The 22,582-nt window shown below is 55.0% G+C and carries 24 protein-coding genes; 6 read left to right on the forward strand and 18 right to left on the reverse strand.

Annotated features, from left to right (window positions below; genetic code table 11):
* Positions 1-110: 110 nt before the first annotated feature.
* The 5 genes from panB to D6Z24_RS12925 all read left to right on the forward strand — a co-directional run bounded on the left by panB (position 111) and on the right by D6Z24_RS12925 (position 4,915).
* Entirely contained in the window at positions 111-914 is an 804-nt protein-coding gene (gene panB / locus D6Z24_RS12905; RefSeq protein ID WP_129126999.1) for a 3-methyl-2-oxobutanoate hydroxymethyltransferase, read from the forward strand.
* Positions 911-1,750, forward strand: coding sequence for a pantoate--beta-alanine ligase (gene panC / locus D6Z24_RS12910; protein WP_129127000.1), 840 nt, complete (start codon positions 911-913; stop codon positions 1,748-1,750). The genes panB and panC overlap by 4 nt, the downstream gene beginning before the upstream one ends.
* 5 nt (positions 1,751-1,755) lie before the next feature.
* A complete protein-coding gene (gene panD / locus D6Z24_RS12915) occupies positions 1,756-2,160 on the forward strand; it encodes an aspartate 1-decarboxylase (protein ID WP_129127001.1) in 405 nt (134 codons plus the stop codon).
* Positions 2,161-2,537: 377 nt separating this feature from the next.
* Entirely contained in the window at positions 2,538-3,782 is a 1,245-nt protein-coding gene (locus D6Z24_RS12920; RefSeq protein WP_129127002.1) for an amidohydrolase family protein, read from the forward strand.
* 47 nt (positions 3,783-3,829) lie between these two features.
* A complete protein-coding gene (locus D6Z24_RS12925; protein WP_129127003.1) occupies positions 3,830-4,915 on the forward strand; it encodes an Ig-like domain-containing protein in 1,086 nt (361 codons plus the stop codon).
* 170 nt (positions 4,916-5,085) lie between these two features.
* On the opposite strand, the gene D6Z24_RS12930 is transcribed toward D6Z24_RS12925, so the two are convergent.
* From D6Z24_RS12930 to D6Z24_RS13015, 18 genes are all read right to left on the reverse strand, one after another.
* Entirely contained in the window at positions 5,086-6,111 is a 1,026-nt protein-coding gene (locus D6Z24_RS12930) for a hypothetical protein (RefSeq protein ID WP_129127004.1), read from the reverse strand.
* A 12-nt stretch (positions 6,112-6,123) separates the two neighbouring features.
* Complete coding sequence (locus tag D6Z24_RS12935; RefSeq protein WP_129127005.1) at positions 6,124-6,567, reverse strand: DUF4124 domain-containing protein; 444 nt, start codon at positions 6,565-6,567, stop codon at positions 6,124-6,126.
* A 274-nt stretch (positions 6,568-6,841) separates the two neighbouring features.
* The gene (locus D6Z24_RS21650) at positions 6,842-7,303 is read right to left on the reverse strand and encodes a hypothetical protein (RefSeq protein WP_198419552.1); all 462 of its coding nucleotides are present in this window, start codon (positions 7,301-7,303) and stop codon (positions 6,842-6,844) included.
* A gap of 183 nt (positions 7,304-7,486) precedes the next feature.
* On the reverse strand, positions 7,487-7,843 hold the full coding sequence (locus D6Z24_RS12945) for a hypothetical protein (RefSeq protein ID WP_246014662.1): 357 nt from the start codon (positions 7,841-7,843) through the stop codon (positions 7,487-7,489).
* Positions 7,844-7,863: 20 nt separating this feature from the next.
* Complete coding sequence (locus tag D6Z24_RS12950) at positions 7,864-8,457, reverse strand: hypothetical protein (protein WP_129127007.1); 594 nt, start codon at positions 8,455-8,457, stop codon at positions 7,864-7,866.
* 261 nt (positions 8,458-8,718) lie between these two features.
* Positions 8,719-9,345 carry a LysE family translocator gene (locus D6Z24_RS12955; RefSeq protein ID WP_129127008.1) on the reverse strand — a complete coding sequence of 209 codons (627 nt, stop codon included), beginning with the start codon at positions 9,343-9,345 and terminating at the stop codon, positions 8,719-8,721.
* A 67-nt stretch (positions 9,346-9,412) separates the two neighbouring features.
* A complete protein-coding gene (locus D6Z24_RS12960) occupies positions 9,413-10,231 on the reverse strand; it encodes a helix-turn-helix domain-containing protein (RefSeq protein ID WP_129127009.1) in 819 nt (272 codons plus the stop codon).
* Positions 10,232-10,268: 37 nt separating this feature from the next.
* Positions 10,269-10,754, reverse strand: coding sequence for a glutathione peroxidase (locus tag D6Z24_RS12965; RefSeq protein WP_129127010.1), 486 nt, complete (start codon positions 10,752-10,754; stop codon positions 10,269-10,271).
* Between the two features lie 836 nt (positions 10,755-11,590).
* The gene (locus tag D6Z24_RS12970) at positions 11,591-12,262 is read right to left on the reverse strand and encodes a hypothetical protein (protein ID WP_129127011.1); all 672 of its coding nucleotides are present in this window, start codon (positions 12,260-12,262) and stop codon (positions 11,591-11,593) included.
* 227 nt (positions 12,263-12,489) lie between these two features.
* Complete coding sequence (locus D6Z24_RS12975) at positions 12,490-12,960, reverse strand: YybH family protein (RefSeq protein WP_129127012.1); 471 nt, start codon at positions 12,958-12,960, stop codon at positions 12,490-12,492.
* Between the two features lie 87 nt (positions 12,961-13,047).
* Complete coding sequence (locus D6Z24_RS12980; protein WP_129127013.1) at positions 13,048-13,722, reverse strand: hypothetical protein; 675 nt, start codon at positions 13,720-13,722, stop codon at positions 13,048-13,050.
* A gap of 162 nt (positions 13,723-13,884) precedes the next feature.
* Entirely contained in the window at positions 13,885-14,439 is a 555-nt protein-coding gene (locus tag D6Z24_RS12985; RefSeq protein WP_129127014.1) for a hypothetical protein, read from the reverse strand.
* Between the two features lie 186 nt (positions 14,440-14,625).
* Positions 14,626-15,243 carry a hypothetical protein gene (locus D6Z24_RS12990; RefSeq protein WP_129127015.1) on the reverse strand — a complete coding sequence of 206 codons (618 nt, stop codon included), beginning with the start codon at positions 15,241-15,243 and terminating at the stop codon, positions 14,626-14,628.
* A gap of 759 nt (positions 15,244-16,002) precedes the next feature.
* Positions 16,003-16,593 (reverse strand): hypothetical protein, encoded by a 591-nt coding sequence (locus D6Z24_RS12995; protein WP_129127016.1) that lies wholly within the window; start codon positions 16,591-16,593, stop codon positions 16,003-16,005.
* A gap of 566 nt (positions 16,594-17,159) precedes the next feature.
* Positions 17,160-18,029: a hypothetical protein gene (locus D6Z24_RS13000; RefSeq protein ID WP_129127017.1), complete on the reverse strand. Its 870-nt coding sequence runs from the start codon at positions 18,027-18,029 to the stop codon at positions 17,160-17,162.
* A gap of 983 nt (positions 18,030-19,012) precedes the next feature.
* Positions 19,013-19,987: an alpha/beta fold hydrolase gene (locus D6Z24_RS13005; protein WP_129127018.1), complete on the reverse strand. Its 975-nt coding sequence runs from the start codon at positions 19,985-19,987 to the stop codon at positions 19,013-19,015.
* Positions 19,988-20,102: 115 nt separating this feature from the next.
* A complete protein-coding gene (locus tag D6Z24_RS13010) occupies positions 20,103-20,897 on the reverse strand; it encodes a hypothetical protein (protein WP_129127019.1) in 795 nt (264 codons plus the stop codon).
* Between the two features lie 280 nt (positions 20,898-21,177).
* Positions 21,178-21,417, reverse strand: coding sequence for a GIY-YIG nuclease family protein (locus tag D6Z24_RS13015; protein ID WP_129127020.1), 240 nt, complete (start codon positions 21,415-21,417; stop codon positions 21,178-21,180).
* Between the two features lie 767 nt (positions 21,418-22,184).
* Here D6Z24_RS13015 and D6Z24_RS13020 point away from each other — a divergent pair.
* Positions 22,185-22,493, forward strand: a complete 309-nt coding sequence (locus tag D6Z24_RS13020; protein WP_129127021.1) for a site-specific integrase — start codon at positions 22,185-22,187, stop codon at positions 22,491-22,493.
* Positions 22,494-22,582 lie beyond the last annotated feature (89 nt).

The following is a 22,582-nucleotide window of genomic DNA, read 5'->3' on the forward strand; positions in this document are numbered from 1 at the left end:
AGAGGGTGGCCGAAGGCCGGGTGAGGGCGGTGCCCCAAGCGAAATGTCGCGGTACTTTGTTCTGTTTCCCTGTATACGAAAATTCCGTCCATCTCACAGGAGCAGCATAGATGCACAAAAAGAAGACCGTTCTCGACTTTCAGAAGATGAAAGCGGAAGGGGAGAAGATAGCGGTACTGACGAGCTACGACTTCCCCATGACCGGCCTCATCGACGGCGCCGGGATCGACATGATCCTCGTCGGAGATTCGCTCGGCGTCGTGGTGGCTGGGCACGACAACACGCTTCCCGTCACTATGGAGGAGATGATCTACCACACGAAGGCCGTGATGCGTGCGCGCCCGAACGCCTTCGTCGTCGCCGACATGCCTTTTCTCTCCTACCAGACCGATCTGACGAGCGCGCGTCTGAACGCCGGACTCCTCATAAAGGACGGCGGCGCCGCCGCGGTCAAGATCGAGGGGGGCGTCAACGCCGCCGCGGCCATCGCCGCCATAACCGAGATGGACATCCCGGTCATGGGGCACATCGGCCTCACGCCCCAGTCGCTGCACCGCATGGGCGGTTACAAGGTGCAGGGCAAAGGTGACGCCCAGGCCGAGAAACTCATCGAGGATGCCCGCGCCGTGGAGCGCGCCGGCGCCTTCGCCGTGGTCCTCGAAGGGATTCCGATGGGGCTCGCCGCCCGCATCACCGAGGAACTCACCATCCCGACCATCGGCATCGGGGCCGGTCCGCACTGCGACGGCCAGGTGCTGGTGATCCACGACATCCTGGGGCTTTGCAGCAAATACTCCCCGAAATTCGTGAAACGTTACGCGGAACTCGCCCCCATCATCGCCGAGGCCTGCGCCAACTACATCGCCGACGTAAAGGGCGGCACATTCCCGGAAGAAAGGCACTGTTTCAAATGATAGTAATCGAGTCAGTCGCGCAGATGCAGCAGTTCGCGCGCGAAAGGCGGGGCGAGATCGCCCTGGTTCCCACCATGGGTTACCTGCACGAGGGGCACGCTTCCCTCATGACCGAGGCGCGCCGTCGCGCCAAGACCGTCGTGGTCAGCATCTTCGTGAACCCCACCCAGTTCGGCGTCAACGAGGATCTGGACAGCTACCCCCGCGACTTGGAGCGCGACAAGAAAGTCGCCGCAGCGGCAGGCGTCGACGTCATCTTCGCGCCGAAGGCCGCCGACATGTACCCCGAGGGGTACCAGAGCTACCTGAACGTCGAGGAACTCACCACGCATCTGTGCGGCGCGAGCCGCCCCGGCCACTTCCGCGGTGTCACCACCGTGGTCGCGAAGCTCTTCAACATCGTGATGCCGACCCTTGCCGTCTTCGGCAAGAAGGACTTCCAGCAGCTCGCCGTGATCAGGCGCATGGTGAAGGATTTCAACTTCGACGTAGAGATCGTCGGGATGCCCATCGTGCGCGAAGCCGACGGACTGGCGCTCAGCTCCAGAAACGCGCGCCTCACGCCCGAGCAGCGCCAAGAGGCCCTCTGCCTCTCCCGCGCCATCGCGGCGGCCCGCGACGCTTTCGGTAAAGGCGAGCGGAGCGTGGCTGCTCTCAAGGAAAAGGCCTTTGCCGTGATCGACGCGGAGAAGGGCGCCGAAGTGGATTATCTGGAATTTAGGGATCAGGACACCCTGCTCCCGCAGGAACAAGCGAATGAGAGAACGCTGCTCGCACTTGCGGTGCGGGTCGGCTCGGTACGGTTGATCGACAACTGCGTATTAGGGGAGGAATAGAGAATATGGACAGGAAGATGCTTAAGAGCAAGATCCACAGGGCAACGGTAACCGGTGCAGACCTGCACTACGAAGGTAGCATCACCATCGACCTCGACCTCATGGAAGCGGCCGACATCATCCCGTACGAGGCCGTCTGCATCTGGGACGTCACCAACGGCAGCCGTTTCGAGACCTACGCCATCGAAGGCGAGCGCGGTTCCGGCGTCATCTGCATCAACGGCGCGGCCGCAAGGCTCGTGGCGCCGCAGGACCTGGTGATCATCGCGAGCTTTGTGAACATGCCCAACGCCGAAGCGATCGCCCACGAGCCGAAGCTTGTTTTTGTCGACGACAAGAACAAGATGCTTCCGACCCGCAAGGAAGCCGCCGGCCAGGCGACGCTCAAGAGCGTGCACTGGAAGAACTAGTTTAAAAGCAAGCAGCAGTATCCCGGACGCTGACAGAAGAAAATTCTGTCAGCGTTTTTTTGTTTGACTGGGAAATATCCGGTGCCTTGGAGAAATAATGACCCGAAGCGCGGAACGGGCCCAAACGTCCCCCCCTTTGCGAAGGGGGAGCCTGCCCCCCGTAGCCTTGGCGAAGGGGGGACAGGGGGGATTTTGCTCTTTGTCACCTAACCAAACAATCTCATCCACCCTTTGATCATGCAAACTCTAGTGAAGATGGCTTTGATTCCGATAACCTGCTAAACTTATTCCCGTTGAGTTAGTTAATCATCTGTCAGTGCTTTGAGAGCACCTCCGAGTCCTCTGTGACAAGTATCTACTCCCTTAGAGGTTGAAGCATGAGAATCTACGCCGCCGCACACCTGCTCCCCATTTCCTCCCCGCCCATTGCAGGCGGCGCCCTCGCCGTGGAGAACGGCCGCATCGTCGCGGTCGGCACCCTGAACGAACTCCGCGCGCAGTTTTCAGCGCCGGTAACCGACCTGCACGAATCGGTTATCATGCCCGGCCTCGTGAACGCGCACACCCATCTTGAGCTCACCCACTTCCCCGCCTGGAAGGTGCGCAAGGACCTCGACTACCTCCCGAAGCGCTACGTCGAATGGATCCAGCAGGTGGTGAAAATAAAGCGCGCCCTCGAACCGGGCGAAATCGAGCATTCCACGCAGGAAGGGATGCGCCTTTGCCTCGAGTCCGGCACCACCGCGGTCGGAGACATCCTTTCCGATTTCTCGTTGGTTCCCCTCTACCGCGACACGCCGCTTGCCGGCAGGCTCTTCCTCGAGGCGATCGGGCACGACCCGATCCTTTGCGACACGCTCGTCGCCCGGTTGGAAACGGCGCTGCAGGGGCTCGAGGGCGCGTTGCTCCCCGGCGTTTCCCCGCACACGCCCCACACCGTGTCCGGTCATCTCTTCGCGTGCCTCAATGCCCTAAGCGAAAAACTCGGCATCCCGAAGGCGGTGCACCTCTCGGAGACCACCGAGGAAGTGGCGTTCATGCACGACACCACAGGAGCCTTCGCCGAAATCCTCTACCCGATGGCGCACTGGGAGCAGTACCTGCCGCACCCGATGCGCACCACATCGACCCGCTATCTGGACGGCCTCGGCGTCCTCGACGCTTCGACCATCGCCGTTCACGCCGTGCACGTGACACCAAACGACGTGGCGCTTCTCAAGGAGCGCGGCGTGAGCGTCGTCCTCTGCCCGCGCAGCAACGACCGCCTCTTCGTCGGCTGCGCTCCGCACAAGCTCCTGAAACAGTCCGGGCTCACCTTGGCCCTCGGCACCGACTCCCTCGCCAGCAACGACTCCCTCTCCATGTGGGACGAGATGCGTTACCTCCAGCAGGCGGCTCCGGGCGTCTTCGAGGCGAGGGACCTTTTAACCATGGCGACGTTGAACGGTGCGCGGGCGCTGCAGATAGAAGAAAGTGTCGGCTCGCTTGAGCCTGGCAAACGCGCCGATTTCCAGGTATTGAGCTGCGGCTCCGGCTGCGACCTCTCCTCACTCGAAGCGGCGCTGGTCGAACGCGGGGAAGTGAAGCAGGTGTATCTGGCGGGTACTTCTTATTCGCAGTAGCCTTTTGGCTTTTGTTCCTGTAGTCGGGGTGAGGGGAGGGGGCGTTCATGCGGCGGATGGTGAGAGCGCAACGCTTGGCAGGACGGTATTTCGGCGGCTTGGTCGTCCTCGCGAGCCTACTCATCTCAGGTTGTGGCGGAGGCTCTTCCGGGGGCGCCGATGTCCCTCCCAGGGAGTGGGCCCAGGTAAGCTCCGTTTCCAGCTCCTCGACCGTAGCCGGCATCAGCGGTACCGCCTGGATTTCCGATTCCTATTACGCGAGCCATTGCGTCGGCTTTTCCTGCCTCACCGATGACACGCGCACCGACGACTATCCCGGCGTCGACGTCACCTATATCAATCAGACCACCGGTGCAAGCGGCAACGCGACTAGTTACTACGGGCCGGGCACCGACTGGACGCACAAGTGGTTCGCCGGAGTGCCGGTAGTCCCCGGAACCAACAACATCGTGATCTCCGCCTACGACCCCGGTGGCAAAGGGACCACCATCACGGTTCAGGTCGTGGCCCCGCAGCCCTTGACGGTGCAGTCGACGGCCCCTGCGTCGGCCGCTACGGGAGTGCTCTTGAACGCGAGCATATCCGCGCGGTTTAGCGACGAGATCAACCCTTCCACCACGTATTACATCGCGGTCAACGGCCCAGGTGGGGCGGTTGCCGGCACGAAGAGCGTGAGCGGTTCGACCGTGACCTTTACCCCCGATGCCAATCTTGCCTATAACACCACCTACACCGTCACCATCCCGACCACGCTGCGCGCCGTTTCCGGCTCCTCCTTGATCTCCGAATATACCTGGTCCTTCACCACGATGGACTTCCCACTTTTCCGCGTGGTCTCCACCTCTCCCGCGGCCGGAGCGACCGGAGTTTCCAGGTACACAAGCGTTTCCGCCGACTTCAACGCCACGCTCGACTACTCGACCTTCGGCCCTGCGTCCTTTTACCTTAACAACGCGAGCGGTGAGCGGTGGGGGTACTATTACTCGGTGTTCGGCTCAGGCGGGTCCGTAACCGACAGCGTCCCGCTGCAGGCGAACACCACCTATACCGCCACCCTCACCACCGCCATAAGAGACAACGCCGGGAACTCGATGCCCTTCGACTACGTCTGGAGTTTCAAGACCGGCGAGTGAGTGCCGCGATTCCCTTTGCGAAAGTTTTTCCGTGACGAGTGCCAAATGTTGTTGAATGCAAAAGGCCCCGACCTACGCATGACGCGCGGGCCGGAGCCTTGGTGACTCAACTCGTACCACTTCGTATCCTGTTACAGGCAGGGGGCTCGATTTACCGGTATGCCTCTCTCCTACAAACGCTTGTTCAGCGAGGCGAAGTACTTCTGCTGGTATCTTACCGCCCTGGGCCTATCTGGGTTGCGGTACAAAAGCTTGGGTTCCCTGGTTCCCTTCATCATCTTAAGAAGGGCCGACTCCCTTTCCGCCATCTCGTAGTTCACCGTTTCTTTCACATAGTCATCGATGCGCTTCTCCACCAGCTGTGAGCGCCATTCTCCCGGCCTCAACGCGTTCCTGTTCATGACGATTTGCCACTCGTCATAGTCCTTTATCCTCGCCTCGAGGTCGAGGGTGGGCTTCATGGAAAGACTGAGCGATTTGACCAGGAACTGCTGCCTGGGCGGGGTGTTGGTCTTGTTCCCGTTCGCGGCCTCCCATATGGAAGTCCACAGCTCCGCCGTCTTGGTCACCAGCTGTTTATACCTGATCGAGTCCTTGCTGTACTTGTTGATCGTGTAGATCTGGCTCACGATATCCGACCGCTTCTGCTCCTTGTAGCCGTAAAACTCGATGACGTATTCGCTGTTCTCCTGCTTGATGAATTTCTGAAGCCTCTTCTCCATGTTTTTGCCGGTCTTGTCCCGCTGATCCAGGTTGGCCACTTCGAAGAGGCTCTGCACCATGTCCGCGAGCTCGGAGACCATCCTGTCGTGGTCCTTGGCCTTGATCGCCGTCACCGCTCTGGAACATCTATTGTTGATGTTCTTCTCGGAGAAATAACCCGGCTGGATCATCAGTTTCCAGTAGTCGTGGCGCAGGACGAACCTGCTTTTGGAGATGAAGTCATCGTAGTGCGGCGAGATCACATCCACCATTTCCGGTGGAAGCAGAAAAAGGACGTCGTCTGCGAATCTGTCGAAGATGTCCACCGGAAACTTCTCGTGGATGATCGCCCCGGTGTCCTGGTCCAGCTTTATTATGATGGGCTGGGCTGCATCGGTGGGGACCAACAGATCGTCATCTTTTGAGTCGGCAAAACTGTCGGCAGCGGTAAAGAGGCTCACAAAAAGCAGGACTAATAGCAGGAGTCTTTTCATTTAACACCCTTCTTATCTATATCTCAAAGCGTTGTTCAGTTCTTCGTAGGTCTCGCCGTATGCGGCAGCGCTGTCGATGCCGAGTTCCTCGCTGCAGTCCACCACCGCGTACCGGTAGGCAACGTTGGACGCATACCCTTTCAGTCGATATTCCGCCCTTTTGTACGCAACGCACTGGTCCAGCTCGGTGTACCTTGCCTTCCCTTTTATGTTGACGTTGTATCTGTTCTTCAGAGGGTTTTCTGCCGGATCCTGTTTGTCCTTGTCCTGGACGGGCGTCAGATCCTTGGTTTCGACGACCCTCACGCGCTTTGCTCCCTTGGGGATCGTCTTTTTATCGTTCGTGTAGTGTATGCCGTCCTTGTCTTCCCACGAGTAGTAGTTCTCCGCTGAAAGGGAAGGGCTCGCCACGGCAAGTAACAGCACCAGAGCTATCAGAAGTCTCAGCGTTTCCATAAGGCAGTACCTTTTAGCTTCCGCACTGTGTGAACTGGAACGAAATCAGTCTCAGAGAACGTGAATACATATATCTTAATTTATAAAAATTTGCCAGCAAATAATTAAACGGGATCAATGTCTTGTGGGAAATCCGGGAGATAGGAATGGTAGTTCTTCAATGAGTGCAGGAGGTAAGGCTGGTTCAGCTGGACGACCTTGAAACGCGAAAGGCTCCGACCGACGCATGACGCGCCAACCGGAGCCTTGGTGATCCCACTCTATTCAACTTTTGTTACTTGGCTGCAGGCACCGTAGAGGTTTTGATGGCATCGACATCAGCCTTGGCCTTTTCCTTGACGGCCTTTGCATCAGCTTTCGCTTTGGCTTTTGCCTCTTTTGCTTCCTTAGCCTTGGCTTCCTTGGTTTCCTTGGCTTTTGCCGCCGCATCGGCCTTTGCTTTCGCCTTGGCCTCTTTGGCCTCCTTGGCCTTGGCGGCCGCATCGGCCTTCGCTTTTGCCTTGGCCTCTTTTGCTTCCTTGGCCTTGGCGGCAGCATCGGCCTTTGCCTGCGCCTTGGCTGCCTTTGCGTCATTTACTTTCGCCGCGGCGGCATCCGCACCTTTTTGAACGTCGCCGGCGGCGGTGGTTACCGCGGCGGGGACATAAGACGGGGTGGCAGCGTCAGCAGCAAACACGACAGCGGCAAAGGAGATGGCAGCCAGGCCGGCAACCAATGCGGACAGAACTTTCTTCATGTGTAATACCTCCGGATTTTTTGGGATGACATCACAATGCCGGGCCGGAACGCATCTTCTGTCAGAGAGTGGGATCAGCCTTGGCGCGAAGAAGATACTTGAGGAAGTTTACCTGTGGCGGGCACATCGTGATGTTATTGAGGTATACCCATTTCACTCTCAAGTCAATAGGGCGGGGTGACTTCAAGGGACGGTCCACTCGAAACTCTGCATCCAGTTCATCCCTCCGTCACCGCCGTCGGACCCGTTGTACTTGTAGGTGAACTTGAGCTTCGTGCCTTGTTCCAGGGGGAGCGGAAGCTTCACGGAAAAAGGAAAGGTTTCATCCTGTTTGACCTGGCGCGGGATGACGAAGCACGCCTTGCGTGTCCCGGCCTTCCCCGCCGCGTCGACCACCGTGATCCAGATCTCGATCCCCTCCATGAAAGCGTAGCGGATGTTCTTCCCCACCCCCTCCACGGCCGATGCACCGGCCTCATGCTTGATTGCCCAGGCAAGGTTCATGTCGAACTGCGCATAACGATAGGGTAGGTCGTTCATACGTTCACCTTTTACATCGATCATGGGAATGCTTCCCAGGTCGTCTTGAATATCTTTCGGTATTGCAGCGGCGCAATCCTGCATCCGTCCAAAAGGCTGTCGAAATTGAGGGTAAAACCGTCGATGTTATTCAGGTCGAACCTGAACCTGGCTCTTACAAAGAGATATTTGGAGCCCTTCTCATCAGTCGTGACATCTATCGGTTTGAAGGTGCCGGTATTCGTCCTGATGTTGAGGCTTATGTCCTTTGCACCGAGAACCTTTGCTTTTGCCGTTTCTTTAGGGTAAAGCCACAGCCAAATGGAAAACCCTTCGTGCAGCTTGTCGTTGCCGCCGAGGTTGAAAATGGGGAAGATGGGCAGGAAAAGCGGTCCGACGGAATAGGTGTAGTCATAAATGATTTCGGACAAGGCTTCGACGGTTACTGCCTCGCATTTGTAGGCATAAGCGGGAGGTGTGTTTCGGGAAGCGCTGCTGTTGCTCTTTGTCCATTTGTCCCCATCACTCGGAGCGAGGTACCCCCATTTCATCAGAGCGGAACAACCAGTGCAGGTGAAAAGGAAGATCGCCAAAAACATGGCTCCGATACTCTTTCGAAGCATGCCGTCGCCCATAGATCACCTCCGCCGCATGGTCTCAAATCTAAGGAACGTCCCCCGACTCCATTGATTGTATCCTTATGCTGCTCTTTGGCAAAAAGGATAAGGTGGAGCATCGAGTCAGCCGATCGACTGACCTCAACATTAACAACAAACAAAAAACTTTTGTTGGATACCGATGTGGGTTATATTGCCCTAATTCAAATCCGTCAAGTAATTATGACAGGATGACTGTAACGCCGGGCATCAGTACGGCTGGTCTGCAGTCAGCGTTAACTACCGCAACAGCAGAACCGCCCCCAGAAGAAGCAGCGCCCCTCCCGAGCACTTCTCGATCCAGTGCGTATGTCGGTCGAGACGACATCTCACCTTTTCGCTTCCCGCCAGTCGTGCTATCGACAGATCCCAAAAGAAGACGGCGAGAACCATCCATAAGCCGTAGCAGGCCTGGATCGGCTGCGGCGTGTCGCGGCTTACGATCACGGTGAAGAGGCTGAGATAGAAGACGGCATTTTTCGGGTTGAGGATGGCCGAGAGAAAGCCGGCTGCGAATTGCCTGCGCCCGCAGGTGCCGCGCGATTCCGCCTCAGCTTCAAGCGGTGAGCGGACCGGGCGCCGCGGCGCCTTCAGCAGCATCACTCCAAGATAAACCAGATACAGGGCTCCGGCCGTTCTTATGGCCGTGAAGAGCAGCGGGGTTTCTTTGATGAACGCGAACCCGGTAAGGGCAAGGAGGATGTAGGCGCCGTTTGCCGCTGCTATCCCGGCACAAAGCCCCGCAGCCCGCGAAGCCCCCTCCCGGACGGAAGTTCCCACGATGAGGAAGAAGTCGGGCCCCGGACTGATCAGGGCCAGGAAGTGCGCCGTAGCGAGCGCTGCGAATTCGACAAGGTATTTGGACATGCGGCCTCCCGAGCTTTTCAGGGGAGGTTAGCGCGTTTCGGGCGGAGAAATATTGTGCGAAATTGACTTATTTGCCGGATCTGAGCCGGTATTGGCGGGGTGTAGCGGCGACGATGCGCCGGAAGGTCTTGTGGAAGTGGCTTTGATCGGCGAATCCCGTCTCCGCCGCGACGCCGGCGGGCGCCATCCCCTCGAGCAGCAGCCGCTTCGCCCTTTCGATGCGGGCGTTCAGCATGAAGGCATGAGGCGGGAGTCCGACCGCCTGTTTGAAGGTGCGCAGCAGGTGATACGGGTTGCAGCGAAAGACGACCGCAAGCTCCTGCAGCGTGATATTCAGATCCGCCCGCTGCTCCAGGTACTCCTTTACCTCACGAACGATCCCGTCCCGCACCTTAACCTGAGCCGGGAGTTTCAGGTCGCAGGTGCCGGCAAAGAGTTCGCTCGCAAATTGCGCAGCACTCTCCGTCTTTTCCAAGGGTAGGGCGTCGCCTGCCAGGATTTCCGTGAGTTCGAGGAAGGAGTCGTAGAGGGTGCGGCTGTCAACGAGAAAATCGGCGGGTGGGATGAAGTGCTCCTGCCTGCCGAAGAGCGCCTCCTGGATCGAGCGGCACCACGTCGCATCGAAAAAGGCCATGAGGTAGGAACGGGCGCTTCCTTCCGAAGGGTTGCAACTGTGCACCGTTTCGGGAGGGATGACCGCCAGAAGGCCGGGGGACAAGACGCAGGTCGAGTTCCTCACCGTCATCACGGCCTTTCCCTCCGTGACGGCGCCTACGCAGAACTCGCGGTGACAGTGCGCCTTGTAGCTTTCCGCGCTCCGGCTGGTGTACCTCACCTCGACGATCGGCACGCTCGCGTCGTTCCAGAAAGTATGTGAGGCTTTCATCTATAGCGTCTCTCCGTCATCGCAAAAGGAAGACGCTCTACAGCTGCAAGGCTGCTTCGACGTCCTTTTCCAGGCTTTCCGGTGTGGTCGTGGGTGCGTAGCGCTCCAAAACCCTGCCTTGTCGGTCGACAAGGAACTTGGTGAAATTCCACTTTATGCCCTCGCTCCCGAGCACCCCTTTTGCAGCTGTCTTCAGGTACTGAAAAAGCGGAGCAGCGTCAGGGCCGTTGACATCGATCTTGGCGAAAAGGGGGAAGGTGACGTCATAGGTCAGCGAGCAGAAGTTTTGTATCTCCGTAGCATCGCCCGGCTCCTGTGCGCCGAATTGGTTGCAGGGGAACCCGAGCACGACGAACCCTTGTGAGGCGTATTTCCGGTACAGAGCCTCAAGCCCCTTGTACTGGGGCGTAAAGCCGCATTTGCTGGCCGTGTTGACGATGAGCATGACCTCTCCTTCGTATTCGACCAGAGTCTTGGTCTCTCCGCCGGATGTCAGCACCGGTATGTCATATATGCTCGTCATTGTGGCGCTCCTTGCTCAAAACTATCAGATTGCTAATCCGCGAGCAACCACTAACCCGACGCCACGACCATCGGCGGCGGCTTGAAGACCTTGGGGCATCCAGGTCATGTGTCGCCCGTGCGGTGCGGGCAGGCTTTGTTTTCGTCAGGCGGCGTCGGTTAATTTTCCGTTTCTGGATTTCAATCGGCGCTTCCGAGTTTTGAAACCTGTCTTGCACGAGTTGAAATTTGATTTTCGAATTTCAAACGCGGGTCGGTGCGTTTGTTTTCATCTTCCCGCGGTTCAAATTTTCTTTTTGGATTTCAAACGTCGCTTCACGAGTTTCAAATCGCCTACGCGTGATTTGAAATCGTCTTTGCGAAAATTTCGCGCGACTTCCCGCGTTTGATTTCATTTTGTCGCGCGAGATTTTTTCTTTTCGAATTTCAAATCGCCCTTCCGCGTTTTGAATTCATCTTAGTGTGATTTAAACGCGCCTTCCCGAAATTTAAACTCCGGTCGGCGCGTTTGTTTTCATTTCTCTGCGGTTCAATTTTTGTTTTTGAAATTCAAACGTCTCTTCCGTCGTTTGAACTCCTCTTCGCTGTGTTTGAAATTGTTTTTCGGAATTTAAACACGCGCTTTCGGTGTTTGTCGCGCAGTTGTGCGGCTTCGTTTTTGTGGCCGGGCGTTTCAACGCGTACCGGCGATCTTTTCCTTCATAAGCGGCTGGAACTGCGGTGTTCACGGCGGAGCGGGGGCATTGATGAAGTTGCTGGTCGCTGAGATGAGGAGGGATGTGCGGCTTGGACCTGCCGGTTCGCCGGCAGGCCCAAGCGTGGGGATAGGGGAGGGGGTTAAAGGACGATGATCGATACCGGCTGCGACCACTTGCCCGGACCTTCGGGACCGTCGGTCCTCAGCCGGACGTAATACCTGTTCGCCGGGTCAAGATTCCTGAGGATGATCTTGGTGCAGGTCTTGTGATGGCCGCCCGGGTTGTACCAGCTCTCCTCGGAGACCGGTTCCCCTTTGCAGATATTGATCAGGTACGGCCCGCCGCCCCTTACGTGGGTTCCCAGGATGACGATGGCCCCTGACTCGTTCCTCAGGTGTCGCAACTCGACCAGGATCTCCGCTGCCTTATTAGGGGTGAGTTTGCGAAGAATCTTGTGGTGCGTTTCCTTGAGCGGCAGGTTCAGCTGGTGCATTATGGTCGGGTCCTTCTTGTGTATGGCGATCGTCTTTACGTAGCTGATGGAGGAGTACATGTCGAGATCGGTGAGGTCCCTTGCCTCCTGACGCTGCACCTGTAAGAGGGAATCTCCCCGGTCCGCGCCGATGCTCAGCTGCTTCATGGTGACGATGTGTTCTCTGTAGCGTTGGCCTGCAACGATGTGGTCCGGCCGGTTGAGGTTATACAGCTCGAGCGCATCAAGGGCATCGGCGAAACCGTTTACGACCATATAGTACTCGGGGTAATTCAGCTTGCGGAAATTCGTTTCCACTACATCGTACCGTTCGGGCATGGCGACCTCCTCTCCTGAATTATTAGTAACCGCCAATAAGGAATAGCACGATCCGCGAAGCTGTCAAATCACGAAAGGATCTCCGTCTTTTTCGCATGTCACTTCAGTCAGTTGAGGTTACGGAGCGTCTGGTTTTGGGAAGGCGAAATTGCGGGAGGAGGGGTGAAGGGTGCCTAGTTGCCTGGGTTCGCCAGGGGACGCGTGTACCTGGCTCGTCGGAACTTAATTCACCGCGGCCCGCTGAGCACAGCCTGCTGGTAGCGGGCCAGTAGTTCGGGGTCGTCGATGGAACCGTGGTGGTGCACCTGTCGCCACTGCCCGTCGATCAGCCTGAAGATTCTGCTGGTCCTGATCCGCATTTCGAGGACAGTGTCGGCCGTCTTCAATTCCCCGCGCTCTCTGCCGACTACGTAAAAGAACTCGCCCGAAGCGTGGAGCGTGTAATCGTAAAACTCGAAGTGATATTCGGAAGCGCTCCCGAAGAGCCGCTCGTAGACGGACCTGATCTCCTCCCACCCTCGCTTGATCCCGCCGAGCGGGTTGTCCATGGCGGCTTCGTCGTTTTGCGCCCAATTCTCCGCCATCATTACCATGTTCCTGCTGTTTAGGGCCTCGTAAAACCGGGATAGCGCCCGCAGCATCGGTGAAATCTCTTCCTTGTTTTCCCTGCCGGTAACCGGAACGGTTTCTATTTTCATGGTGTCCTCCCTCCAGCGCCACCACGTGGTTCTCACGTTCCTGTCCAGCATATCACATCGCTGCATTCAGAAGGGATACGTCCGGGATCAGAGGATGTTGACGGCTCGCGCCGCAAGTAGGGCGATCACCAGCAGGGAGATCATCGACTGCAGCATCATCAGGACCTTTGCCCAACGTGACAGGACCGGAACATCGGTTGGAGAGAAGGCAGTGGAGGTGTTGAAGGCGAGGAAGAGGTAATCCACAAAATTGGGCATCCACTCGCTGAGCCCGGCAGCGTGTTTTCTCTCGGGAGGCAATGTCATTTGCGGAAAGAGAAACGCCCCCTTGGAGTGATCGGGGCGCTTCGCCCGTTTGTGCGGGCCGCCGGCGTCAAGCCTCCAGTACCAGGAGGCGAAAACGAGGATGTTGGATACCCAAAGCGCCGCGGCGGACTGCAGCAGTTCCCGCGGTTTTTCGAGGTGGAGGGGGAGGGCTCTTATCAGCAAGGCAAGCGAGATGATCATGGTTGTCGTCACCACGCCGTTCAGGATGAAACCGATCACTTGGTTGGACTCGTGAGCGCCTTTGTAATGCGTGACGACAAGCGGCACGGCGAGCACGGAGACGATGGCGAGGAGAAGCCAGCGCGGACCGCCAAGAAGCAAGGAGGACGGCAATGCCGCATAAAGGCCGCCAAGCGCAAGCAGCGCGAACAGCGAAGGCCAGCGCGACGTCACCGCCTTAGCCGCACTCCCCAGTCTTTCGTTCACTCCGGTCATTGCCACCTCAAAGGGGCTGCACTGTTGTATTCTGGGTAAGATTTGCGGATATGGTGTCAGCCTTGTGATGTTGCAATGTCAAACCTCATTCCTACCGAGTTTACAATATTGCAGGCCTGACTCCAACTTTCCCCAGCCCCGTCCCCTCCAGTCCTAGCCTTCCTAATTCGTCAGGTAAAGGTACACATTCGCCTCTGCTGGTCTGTTCAGGGTATCGTAGAGGTAAACTCGGTACCTCGGGAAGGCTACACGATTACTGCTTTGGGGGGAACTGAAGTACTCCGAGTCTCCGCTTTTGATGTTGCAAACGGTCTCGATCGGGAATTGGACCTGTTTTGCCTCCCGAAGAGCGCGCAGTATCGGTTCCTCATCTGGAATGAGAAGCACTCCAATGGCTCCTGGAATGAAATTGCTGCTTTTGATTTCACCTTGCAGCGAAATGGATATCGACGTAAACCCGTCTGTTTCAACTATGCCGGCAGGTATCAGTTCGGTGATTTCGTTCCGCCTTGACGGCGAGACCAGCACACCTTCGACTTTGAAACTCTTCGCATGACGCACTGTTCCTTCTATGGAGACGCTTCCTTTGATACGCTGCGTATCCGGAAAGTTCTTGACCTTCACCTCCACTTCGTTTGCATGTGCGGCCATCGGTACAACTGTGATCATCAAACAAACAACCAGGTGGCGCGACATCTCTTTCAATATCCTATTCATCTAACCTCCTACGAATGTTCGGATTCGACGGGCATGCTCGCGCCTGGGCGCCTGGTGGCGGGGCTTACTACTTGACATTTCTGTGCCCCACTGTTCAGGTGCGACCGAACAGCTTTCGTCAATATCTTTGTAAGATCCTCTTGAGCAAGAGTAAAGACCTGCCCCCCAAGCCCAATCTGGTATATGCTACTTTATATCCCTTGATGGGCTTAATGTTGTAAGCATTCGCCCCAAGCTAGACTCTAATTTTGCGTGACGCCCTTTAGCAATCTCCAGTAAATCAGCGACGATACGGTTTTGTTCACGCGGGTCAAGAATTTCTTGGATTATTGATACAAATTCACGTTTGATACCGACCAAAGCATCTTTCGCGGATTTAAGCCCAAAATCTTTTGGGTCCAGATCGCCACCAAGTACATTCTCCGCAGCCACGAGGCAATCAAGTGCAATGTGGCGCACCCCCCTGTATGCCACTGGCTTAGTGACACCATGCTCTTCATGTTGAGTGTTTGGAAGGAGAAGACGGCCGCTATCAATTAACGCTGAAAGTTTATAACGACAGACAAGGAATTTTTCGGAATCGGGTGGGGTGTCCACAGTTGATGGCATGCAATATACTGCTTCACTGAGAACATCAATAGATTGTGTAGCCCATGAACGCAAGTCGCGCAGCCAGTCAGCTGCGAAAGTTGTAGCATCCAATCGGTACTGATGTTCAACAGTTCTAGCATTTCGTGCACCGACCAGCCAACCAAGTACACCGACAAGGCCTGTGATAATAAGATTTGCAGTATTAAATTCCATCTCCATATTCACCTTAATCTTACCCTGGTATTGGCACCCCTTTTGCCATTGTGGGTTTCATAACTTCATCACAGCCAAGTCCACCCTGCTCGAAGTCTCGTAGGCCCACTGATCACTTTGTGGCGCACAGCCAATGTCAGGTATCCAGTCCGATTCTGAACAAGATACAGCCAGCGTCCTAAAGCACCGGGGGACGTTGGTAAGTTATGTAAGTTATGCAAGTTATTTTATTCTCGCCCGTGCCTGTTCTTCTTTGCCTCTTCAATCGCGAGCATCACGGCAACGTGAGAACGGTCGGTTATCTTGGCCAAAACAGCTAGTGTGGCTCCTGCCCTTTCGTGAGCAGATAAATAAAACTCACGTCGGACTCTGCTGTCTCGGCATCTCCTCCACGCCTAAAAACTTACATAACTTACCAACGTCCCGCCCTACCCCTAGGTGGATGGCATTGGTGCGCCCATGTGCATTGAGTATTCAGGTGCGACCGGACAGCTTTCGTCAATATTTTTGTAAGATCCTCTTTTTAATCGGCCTTTTTGAGCAAGAGTAAAGACCTGACCCCCAAGCCCCCTCTCGATTATAGATGCTCACTGCTGTCTCCAATAATTGTCAGAGGGAGTCTGAGGAAAAGGGGGACGCCCATGGTTTTATGCGCTCCTTCCGAGTCTATAGCAACAAGTAACGCATGATTTCGTGTGCGTCCCTCTCTCTATCAAAATGCTGATAATTTTGCACGTGCCTGTTTCGTGCCGATCTCCTTTATTGCAGTGACTTTGTCTCCTGCGCAATGTCCTTGACCAATTGCCGTGCGATGTCTTCTAGGACTATCTTGATGGCGGCATCTTTGCTCAATGTATCAATTTCCAGCGTTGACAGCTCCCTATCCGACTTATATTTATAAGACCTAGTGAATTTTTTATTGCTAGTTTGATAGTCAACGTCAATGGCTGTGTCAAGTAAGAAGTAATCCAGCATGTACCCTTTGAAGGCAAATGAGGCGTAGCCGCTTCCTTTGAAGTCAGCCTTGCTTTCCTTCATCTTGATCAGGATTCTGATGTCCTGTGGCGGATCTAAGACATAGACCTTATCGTAAAGTTGGTCGATATAGGCACTCAATGTCTCTCCTACATTTATAATAGTATCTACCCCGCCTCCTGTAAAACTGCTAGGGCGTTGTACTAAAATAAACTTTCTAAGACTATCATCCACAGCTAGTTGCACCCTTTTTTGTACTCCTATATCGTTTCTGACGATAGAGGCTGTCTTGTGACTTATTCGATCATCAACCGCATAAGGCATAGCACATCCAGTCAAAGCCAACATTACGACAGCAACGGTCAATGATTTCATCTTTCCTCCCTCTTTTGCACCACCGCCAAGGTTATTATCATGCGTTAGATATAATTTCTAGATTATTATGCTTGCCGCTGCATAACGACAACAGCCGCGCCCGAATCATCGAGTGCGGCTGTTGTTTAGGGATTGCTGGGGGCAGGCTTGTGGATTGCTGGGGTCAGGCTTGCAGTGTTGGAAAGTTAATTGTAAGAGGGCAGAGATTTGCCCCGGCGTCCTGTCGCTACTCAACTTCATTTTAGGGCCGTCTCGGGACGATGAAGTTTGACTTTTGTGGGGGAGGCGCCTGGCCATGAGGGGACGTTGTTGAGAATTTGATATTTAACTAGCAAGTACCACACAGCAACATAAGGAACGTCAAAATATCAACAACGTCCCCCCTGTCTCTCAGCTGACATCTTCGAGAGTAAGGTGCTGGTCATCGAGAAGAGTTAAAGTCTCCAACTGCTGCTGCTCGCAGATCGCGTTTCTGCTGTTGAGGTCCGCCCATGAAAAGTTGCTTCATGGGCGACTATGATTTCATTCAAAGCACTGTACTGATTGCCGAAGGTAAACTTAAAGGGTCATTTCATACCTGCGAGAAGGTCTTGTTTGTCGTACTCCTGCACAGAGTAAAAATTCTTAAGCGTGCCATTAATAAGGTATTTGACGGCAAAGCCGAATCTTAACGTGCCACTAGTTGTGGGAATATCTCTCACTTTTACAGAGCTTAAGCGCCGCATTTCATCAGTAAACATTTTAAAATAGGTTACTGTACTTGTGTCTGTGCTTTCTGGCGGGAGCTCGAGATTTAGATTACTAAGTGTGTTGATTTTATCCTGGTAGTAGGTCGATACAGACGAAACGGTTACGAACTCACCGCTCTTGTTGGTTATCTTTAAACCTATCCCGTCATATGACAACCGGAGAACGGTGTCTTCCTTTTCGTACTTTGGATTTATGATTTTAATGGTGTTGAGTCTTGCTTCTTCGGCTCGTGCGGCGACGACTTTAATGTAGTCTTCATATTTTGATTCTTTTGAAATCAGCTGCTCCAGGTCTGTGAAGCACTGCTGTCCTTGGATTTGCCTTGAAGCCACCTTGTAGATGGCACCGGGCTGATCACTTCTAACGAGGAACTCTTTTTGCCGTTGAACAAAAGGCGTATGGTACTCACCTTTAAACTGGGTCCCGGGAACCACATATATTTTCACTGTGCATTTGTGTTCAATATCATAAAATAGTCCATATCTGTTCCAGAACCCCTTATCAACAACCGCCATCAGCCTAGCGGCCCCGCTGAGTTGATTTACCGTTGATGCAGAACACGCTGGCGGCGTTGCGGGGAGGTCAAATTTGACATGAGCTGCAAATGACGTGGCTGGAACAACAGTTAGAGCAACTGCCCATACAAGGATGCGGTGGTTGATGCGTAGTGAATGTTTTTGGTTCATCAGTGCACTCCTCACAATTTAGTGTGACGTAGAAACCCACGCGCTATGCGCATGGTAATTGTCCGATGGCTATGCCGGTCCCGGTTGGGGGGCAAAGTCGACTATGATGCTGGCGCTCTCTCTTTGGCTGCCGGCTAGCATGATTTGCTTTGCCCGGTGGCCTGAAGAATGTCCTTACGGGAGAGGGGGAGCGATGCCTTGCTAGTGCCGGAGCCTCGCCCCCCTGTGCGGATCTTTGCATTTAGTTGTTTATCGGTTTGAGCAGCAGAATCTTGAGGAATCTATGCTACAGGACACATGCAGGTAACCTGTGCCTGTGGGGATTGAATAGGGGATGTGGGCCGAGGCTTTGGTGAGGGGGCGTACACTTTTCTTCAGCGGGCAGAAAGGAATCTGCTTTAGTTCCGCTCGAGACTCGAGCCAATGGTAAGACCCAGCGGCAGAATTTCATTGAGGCGGTGCCCTAGTGTGCTGTTTGGTAAGTTCTTTCGATTAATTCGACCATCATGTCGACAAGTGCTGGCGTCCTAGTGGCTGGTTTGCAGAGCTTCTGACACTGCTGGTTTTTAGAAGGAACTAAATGGACTGGACACTGGCAGCAAGGCTGAGGTAGCTGCTTGATAAGTCTGTTGGTTAAGAGTCGAGTGGAGTCCACATTTGATAATTCAGTGCAAGGCTTGCACGCTACAAGCGCTAGTGGTAGCGGAGCGCTTGTGTTATGAGGGGACGTTGTTGAGATTTTGAGATTTGGTCAGTAGGGACCACACAGTAATGTACGGAAAGTCAAAATCTCAACAACGTCCCCCGCTGCCCCCCGCGATTTTGTAAGCCCTAGCGACTTCTTCACTATATTGGTCCATTAAACAACCTCCGGTATGTGTAGATACTCTCCATCCACTCCTTCTTCTACGACAACGTCCCCTGTCCCTCCTATCTTACCTGCATCTCCTCTGCCTGTTCGCTCCGTTCTGCTTGCCAGTGTTTCATAAGCTGCGGCTTTGCTGCAGGAACTGACGATAAAGTTCCGAGGTGACATCCGGCTTCTCGATCATCGGACAGTGGCCGACGCCTTCGAGCACTTCCTTTCGGCTACCGGATATCTTCTGGCGGAGAAATTCGGCGTCGTCCACGTGGGTGACCCTGTCTTGGGCGCCCCAGATGACGAGTGTAGGCACATGCACGGACGACAGCATCGCGGTTTGGTCCATATCGGCCATGATGTCGCGAAACATCTTCTGTTCCAGGGCCTTCCGTTTCACCTTTTCCTCCACGAGGACGTCCACGATGAACCCAGGCAGGTAGGGCGGTTTCACAAACAGATATTTCATCATGCTCTCGTAATCCTGAGAAGTCCGTACGTCCATGAAGGGGTTCTTGCCCGTGGCCTTCACGAGGGCGTCGAAATCACTCGGCGTCTTCACGGCACCCGCACTGTCCATCAGGGAGAGCGAGAGAACCGATTGCGGATAAAGTGATGTGAAGCGAAGCGCGATGGCGCCCCCCATGGAGTTCCCGACCAGGTGCGCCTTCCTCACTCCCAGCGCATCGAGGAGTTGTTTCAACCGCTTTGCCTGCTCCTCGACTCCGTAATTCAGCGACATGTCCTGCAAGCTGTCGCCGTGCCCGGGAAGATCGGGGATGATGAGCCGGTAGTCATCGGTCAACTTCTTGGAGAATCTGTCCCAATTGTCCTTTTCGCCGCCGAAACCGTGCAGCATGACGATCGGCGTTCGGTTCCCGGTGGTCGTGTTCGTGAGGTAGCTTACTTTTCCGTAGCTCAGGATTTCCGTCTTGGCGACGAGCTTTGCATTGCTGCGCTCGTGCTCGATGATGGAATTATAGACGGTGCGCTTGCTGCAGCCGCTAAGCATCGGCGACAAGAGCAGCATCAGCAATGCCGTGCCCAGCAGCGAAGTTTTTGTGAAGCTTCTTGCTCGAAACTGGCGTTCGTGCGTCATGTCGGAACTCCTTCCATAGTGCTCGGCGCGTCAGGGGGCACCGCACTGAGCGTTGCCTCCATGTCGGTGATATCCATGCGATCGACCTCACGGTCAACCTGTGCCCCCTGTCCCACTAAAGGGATAGGATCTCGGAAAGCTTTTTAGCTTCAGGAAAATACACATGCAAAATGAACGCGGCGATGAGGGCCACTGTCAATGTCGTCGCAAAAGGCTTCCACGTCGTTTTGAAAATGCTGCCGATCCAGTCCTCGTCATCAATTACTCTGGCTTTCTTGACAAGTGATGCGGCCAGTAGACCTTCAAATGCAGCTTCGGAAAGGATAAGCGGAGCTTCTGAAACCACGTAGATGGCACTGCCCAGGATAGTGGCTACAACGGCTGCAAGGACTGCTAGGACGACGATGCCTATTAGGCCGCCTTCTTCTCCCAGTGCCCCTGCCGCCTCTCCGACAGCGTCGCCCACTCCGTCTGCAATCCCTGAGGATCCTTCTGAAATAGTGGCTATCGGGGTTTCTGAAAGGATGGTGGTGTGGGCGTCAAATGATGCTGAGGCTCCTGCTCCTGAGAACTCACCGCCGCCACCTTCAAATGACGGGACATCTCCACCTCCGGAACCGCTCGATGATGGGGTCGGAATGTCGAGCCAGTCGGTGCAGTTGGACCTTGTCTCTTTTCTGGGAGTAACGTACCAGAGCCACAATTTGATGCAGAGGAAGAAGATTAGGTAAGCGAAAAGGACTGCTAGGGGGTACCTGATTACCAGGTTGTCGACTTTAAGAAAGAGGAAGAGCTTTGAGGCCAAGACTCCTGATAGGGCTGTGGCAACAAGGATTGCACTCATGTGAAATCGCAGGGAATGCCTTTTCTTGAAGTCTTTTGTGAAAGACTCTTTCCTTTTTATGATCATATCTTTCCGTCTCAAGGCACAACGGCGAGCTCAGGGAATACCTTGTGCCGCAGCCGGTGGGTTTTCAACTTTCTTCGACTAATTTCCCTAGCCCTGCTGAGTCATTTACTGGGGATGCTTTGGCAATTTAAATTAAAGGAATCTTCTGTTCAAGTAATTTTTGTAGGAAATATGCTAACTGGCTGTGTTTTGGGTCTTAAACGGGGGATGTTGATTTGCTATGTGGGTAGGCGTTCTCGGGGTAACTGCGGGGCGAGGAGGGGAGGGGGCGGGACTTGTGCTAGAAATGCTTCTTCCTGAAGGCGTGGCCGGAGCAGGTTTTCAGGTATTTCTCGAAGGCGGCGGCTTTTGCTTCGTCGGCGAAGGCATGGTAGGTGAGGATCTTCCAGGGGCGGTGCTTTGCGGTGTGCGGGGATTGGCCGGAGTTGTGGGAGGCGAGTCGTTTGGCTACGTCGGAGGTGAGGCCGATGTAGTGTTGGTCGGGGTGGGGGATGCTTTGGAGGTAGTAGACGTATTTCATGGGGGGCTCCTTGGCGCGGTTTGTGGGGAGTTTACTTTGTTTTGCGCAAGGGGCAAGGGGGCGGGCGTAAAGTCACGCCCGCAAGGGCGTAGGGCGGTGAGTCAGGAAACAGCGGCTGGGGCGTAAAGGCACGCCCCGATGGTTGATGTTAGCAAAAGTTAGACTCGGGCGTAAAACCACGCCCGGTTTGTTTTTTGGGGGGTAAGACACCTTCAAACTAGCTTGAGGCCCCCCTTCGTTAAACGCCTGGCGTTGCCAGGCAACTACGGGGGGACATCTACAAACCAAGGCACCGGGCGTAACGACACGCCCGGTCTTTTTTTTGGGTAAGACATCTTCAAACTAGCTTAGGCCCCCCTTCGTTAAACGCCTGGCGCAGCCAGGCAACTACGGGGGGCAACCTCCGCCAAAAACAAAGGGTCCGGATGGCTCGAAGAGCCAACCGGACCCTTGGCGGAGGTTGGTGGAGGTGGCGGGAATCTCACTATACATGATTAAGTTGAAATCATTCAGTAAAACGCAAAAAAATGCCAAAATTTATACCCCCAGATACCCCCAATTTTCGTCGCTGCAATCCGCTGGAATCTGGGAACCCCATTCTGATCCGGAGGTCATATTCCCACTTTTTTTCACGCCAGGTTCGGCGGTCGAAGAGATTCCACCCAATGAAGGTACTCGGAAACGAGCGTTGCCACTCGGGTTGGCACAATGGTGCCTTCCGACCAAAGGGACGGATCAGAGATGGTCCACTCTGGGTATTCCCGGCGGTGAAGACGGTTCGCTACAGCACCAACAAGACCGGGCACGTAAGGCTCATGGCTGCAGCGCTTAAGCTCAACACCGGGCTAAATATTACGGTGCACGGCTTGCGCCGAACGTTCATAACGACGGCGCGGCGGCTGAAGATCTTCGAGGATGCTGACAGGCTCACCAACCATGTGGACAGTACCATTTCGGGAAGGCACTACGATGCGACGGACGTGGAGGACCTGCGTCAACCGCTCCAGACCATAGCGAACGAGTTGGAACGGTTGATGGTGGAAGGAATGAGAGCAAAGATATTACGACTTCAGTGAACGAGGCGCCCCGTTGACCCGCCTTCGGCGGCGCCTAACCGGCTAGTTGACCACCTCTTCGAGTTATCCATTTATCAATACCCAACCCC

It is taken from the genome of Geomonas oryzae, assembly GCF_004117875.1.
Taxonomy (GTDB): domain Bacteria; phylum Desulfobacterota; class Desulfuromonadia; order Geobacterales; family Geobacteraceae; genus Geomonas; species Geomonas oryzae.

Bases quoted from the DNA above. Each gene is read 5' to 3' on its own strand.
- panB (WP_129126999.1), top strand. From the start codon at position 111: ATGCACAAAAAGAAGACCGTTCTCGACTTTCAGAAGATGAAAGCGGAA.
- panC (WP_129127000.1), top strand. From the start codon at position 911: ATGATAGTAATCGAGTCAGTCGCGCAGATGCAGCAGTTCGCGCGCGAA.
- panD (WP_129127001.1), top strand. From the start codon at position 1,756: ATGGACAGGAAGATGCTTAAGAGCAAGATCCACAGGGCAACGGTAACC.
- D6Z24_RS12920 (WP_129127002.1), top strand. From the start codon at position 2,538: ATGAGAATCTACGCCGCCGCACACCTGCTCCCCATTTCCTCCCCGCCC.
- D6Z24_RS12925 (WP_129127003.1), top strand. From the start codon at position 3,830: ATGCGGCGGATGGTGAGAGCGCAACGCTTGGCAGGACGGTATTTCGGC.
- D6Z24_RS12930 (WP_129127004.1), bottom strand. From the start codon at position 6,111: ATGAAAAGACTCCTGCTATTAGTCCTGCTTTTTGTGAGCCTCTTTACC.
- D6Z24_RS12935 (WP_129127005.1), bottom strand. From the start codon at position 6,567: ATGGAAACGCTGAGACTTCTGATAGCTCTGGTGCTGTTACTTGCCGTG.
- D6Z24_RS21650 (WP_198419552.1), bottom strand. From the start codon at position 7,303: ATGAAGAAAGTTCTGTCCGCATTGGTTGCCGGCCTGGCTGCCATCTCC.
- D6Z24_RS12945 (WP_246014662.1), bottom strand. From the start codon at position 7,843: ATGAACGACCTACCCTATCGTTATGCGCAGTTCGACATGAACCTTGCC.
- D6Z24_RS12950 (WP_129127007.1), bottom strand. From the start codon at position 8,457: ATGGGCGACGGCATGCTTCGAAAGAGTATCGGAGCCATGTTTTTGGCG.
- D6Z24_RS12955 (WP_129127008.1), bottom strand. From the start codon at position 9,345: ATGTCCAAATACCTTGTCGAATTCGCAGCGCTCGCTACGGCGCACTTC.
- D6Z24_RS12960 (WP_129127009.1), bottom strand. From the start codon at position 10,231: ATGAAAGCCTCACATACTTTCTGGAACGACGCGAGCGTGCCGATCGTC.
- D6Z24_RS12965 (WP_129127010.1), bottom strand. From the start codon at position 10,754: ATGACGAGCATATATGACATACCGGTGCTGACATCCGGCGGAGAGACC.
- D6Z24_RS12970 (WP_129127011.1), bottom strand. From the start codon at position 12,262: ATGCCCGAACGGTACGATGTAGTGGAAACGAATTTCCGCAAGCTGAAT.
- D6Z24_RS12975 (WP_129127012.1), bottom strand. From the start codon at position 12,960: ATGAAAATAGAAACCGTTCCGGTTACCGGCAGGGAAAACAAGGAAGAG.
- D6Z24_RS12980 (WP_129127013.1), bottom strand. From the start codon at position 13,722: ATGACCGGAGTGAACGAAAGACTGGGGAGTGCGGCTAAGGCGGTGACG.
- D6Z24_RS12985 (WP_129127014.1), bottom strand. From the start codon at position 14,439: ATGAATAGGATATTGAAAGAGATGTCGCGCCACCTGGTTGTTTGTTTG.
- D6Z24_RS12990 (WP_129127015.1), bottom strand. From the start codon at position 15,243: ATGGAATTTAATACTGCAAATCTTATTATCACAGGCCTTGTCGGTGTA.
- D6Z24_RS12995 (WP_129127016.1), bottom strand. From the start codon at position 16,593: ATGAAATCATTGACCGTTGCTGTCGTAATGTTGGCTTTGACTGGATGT.
- D6Z24_RS13000 (WP_129127017.1), bottom strand. From the start codon at position 18,029: ATGAACCAAAAACATTCACTACGCATCAACCACCGCATCCTTGTATGG.
- D6Z24_RS13005 (WP_129127018.1), bottom strand. From the start codon at position 19,987: ATGACGCACGAACGCCAGTTTCGAGCAAGAAGCTTCACAAAAACTTCG.
- D6Z24_RS13010 (WP_129127019.1), bottom strand. From the start codon at position 20,897: ATGATCATAAAAAGGAAAGAGTCTTTCACAAAAGACTTCAAGAAAAGG.
- D6Z24_RS13015 (WP_129127020.1), bottom strand. From the start codon at position 21,417: ATGAAATACGTCTACTACCTCCAAAGCATCCCCCACCCCGACCAACAC.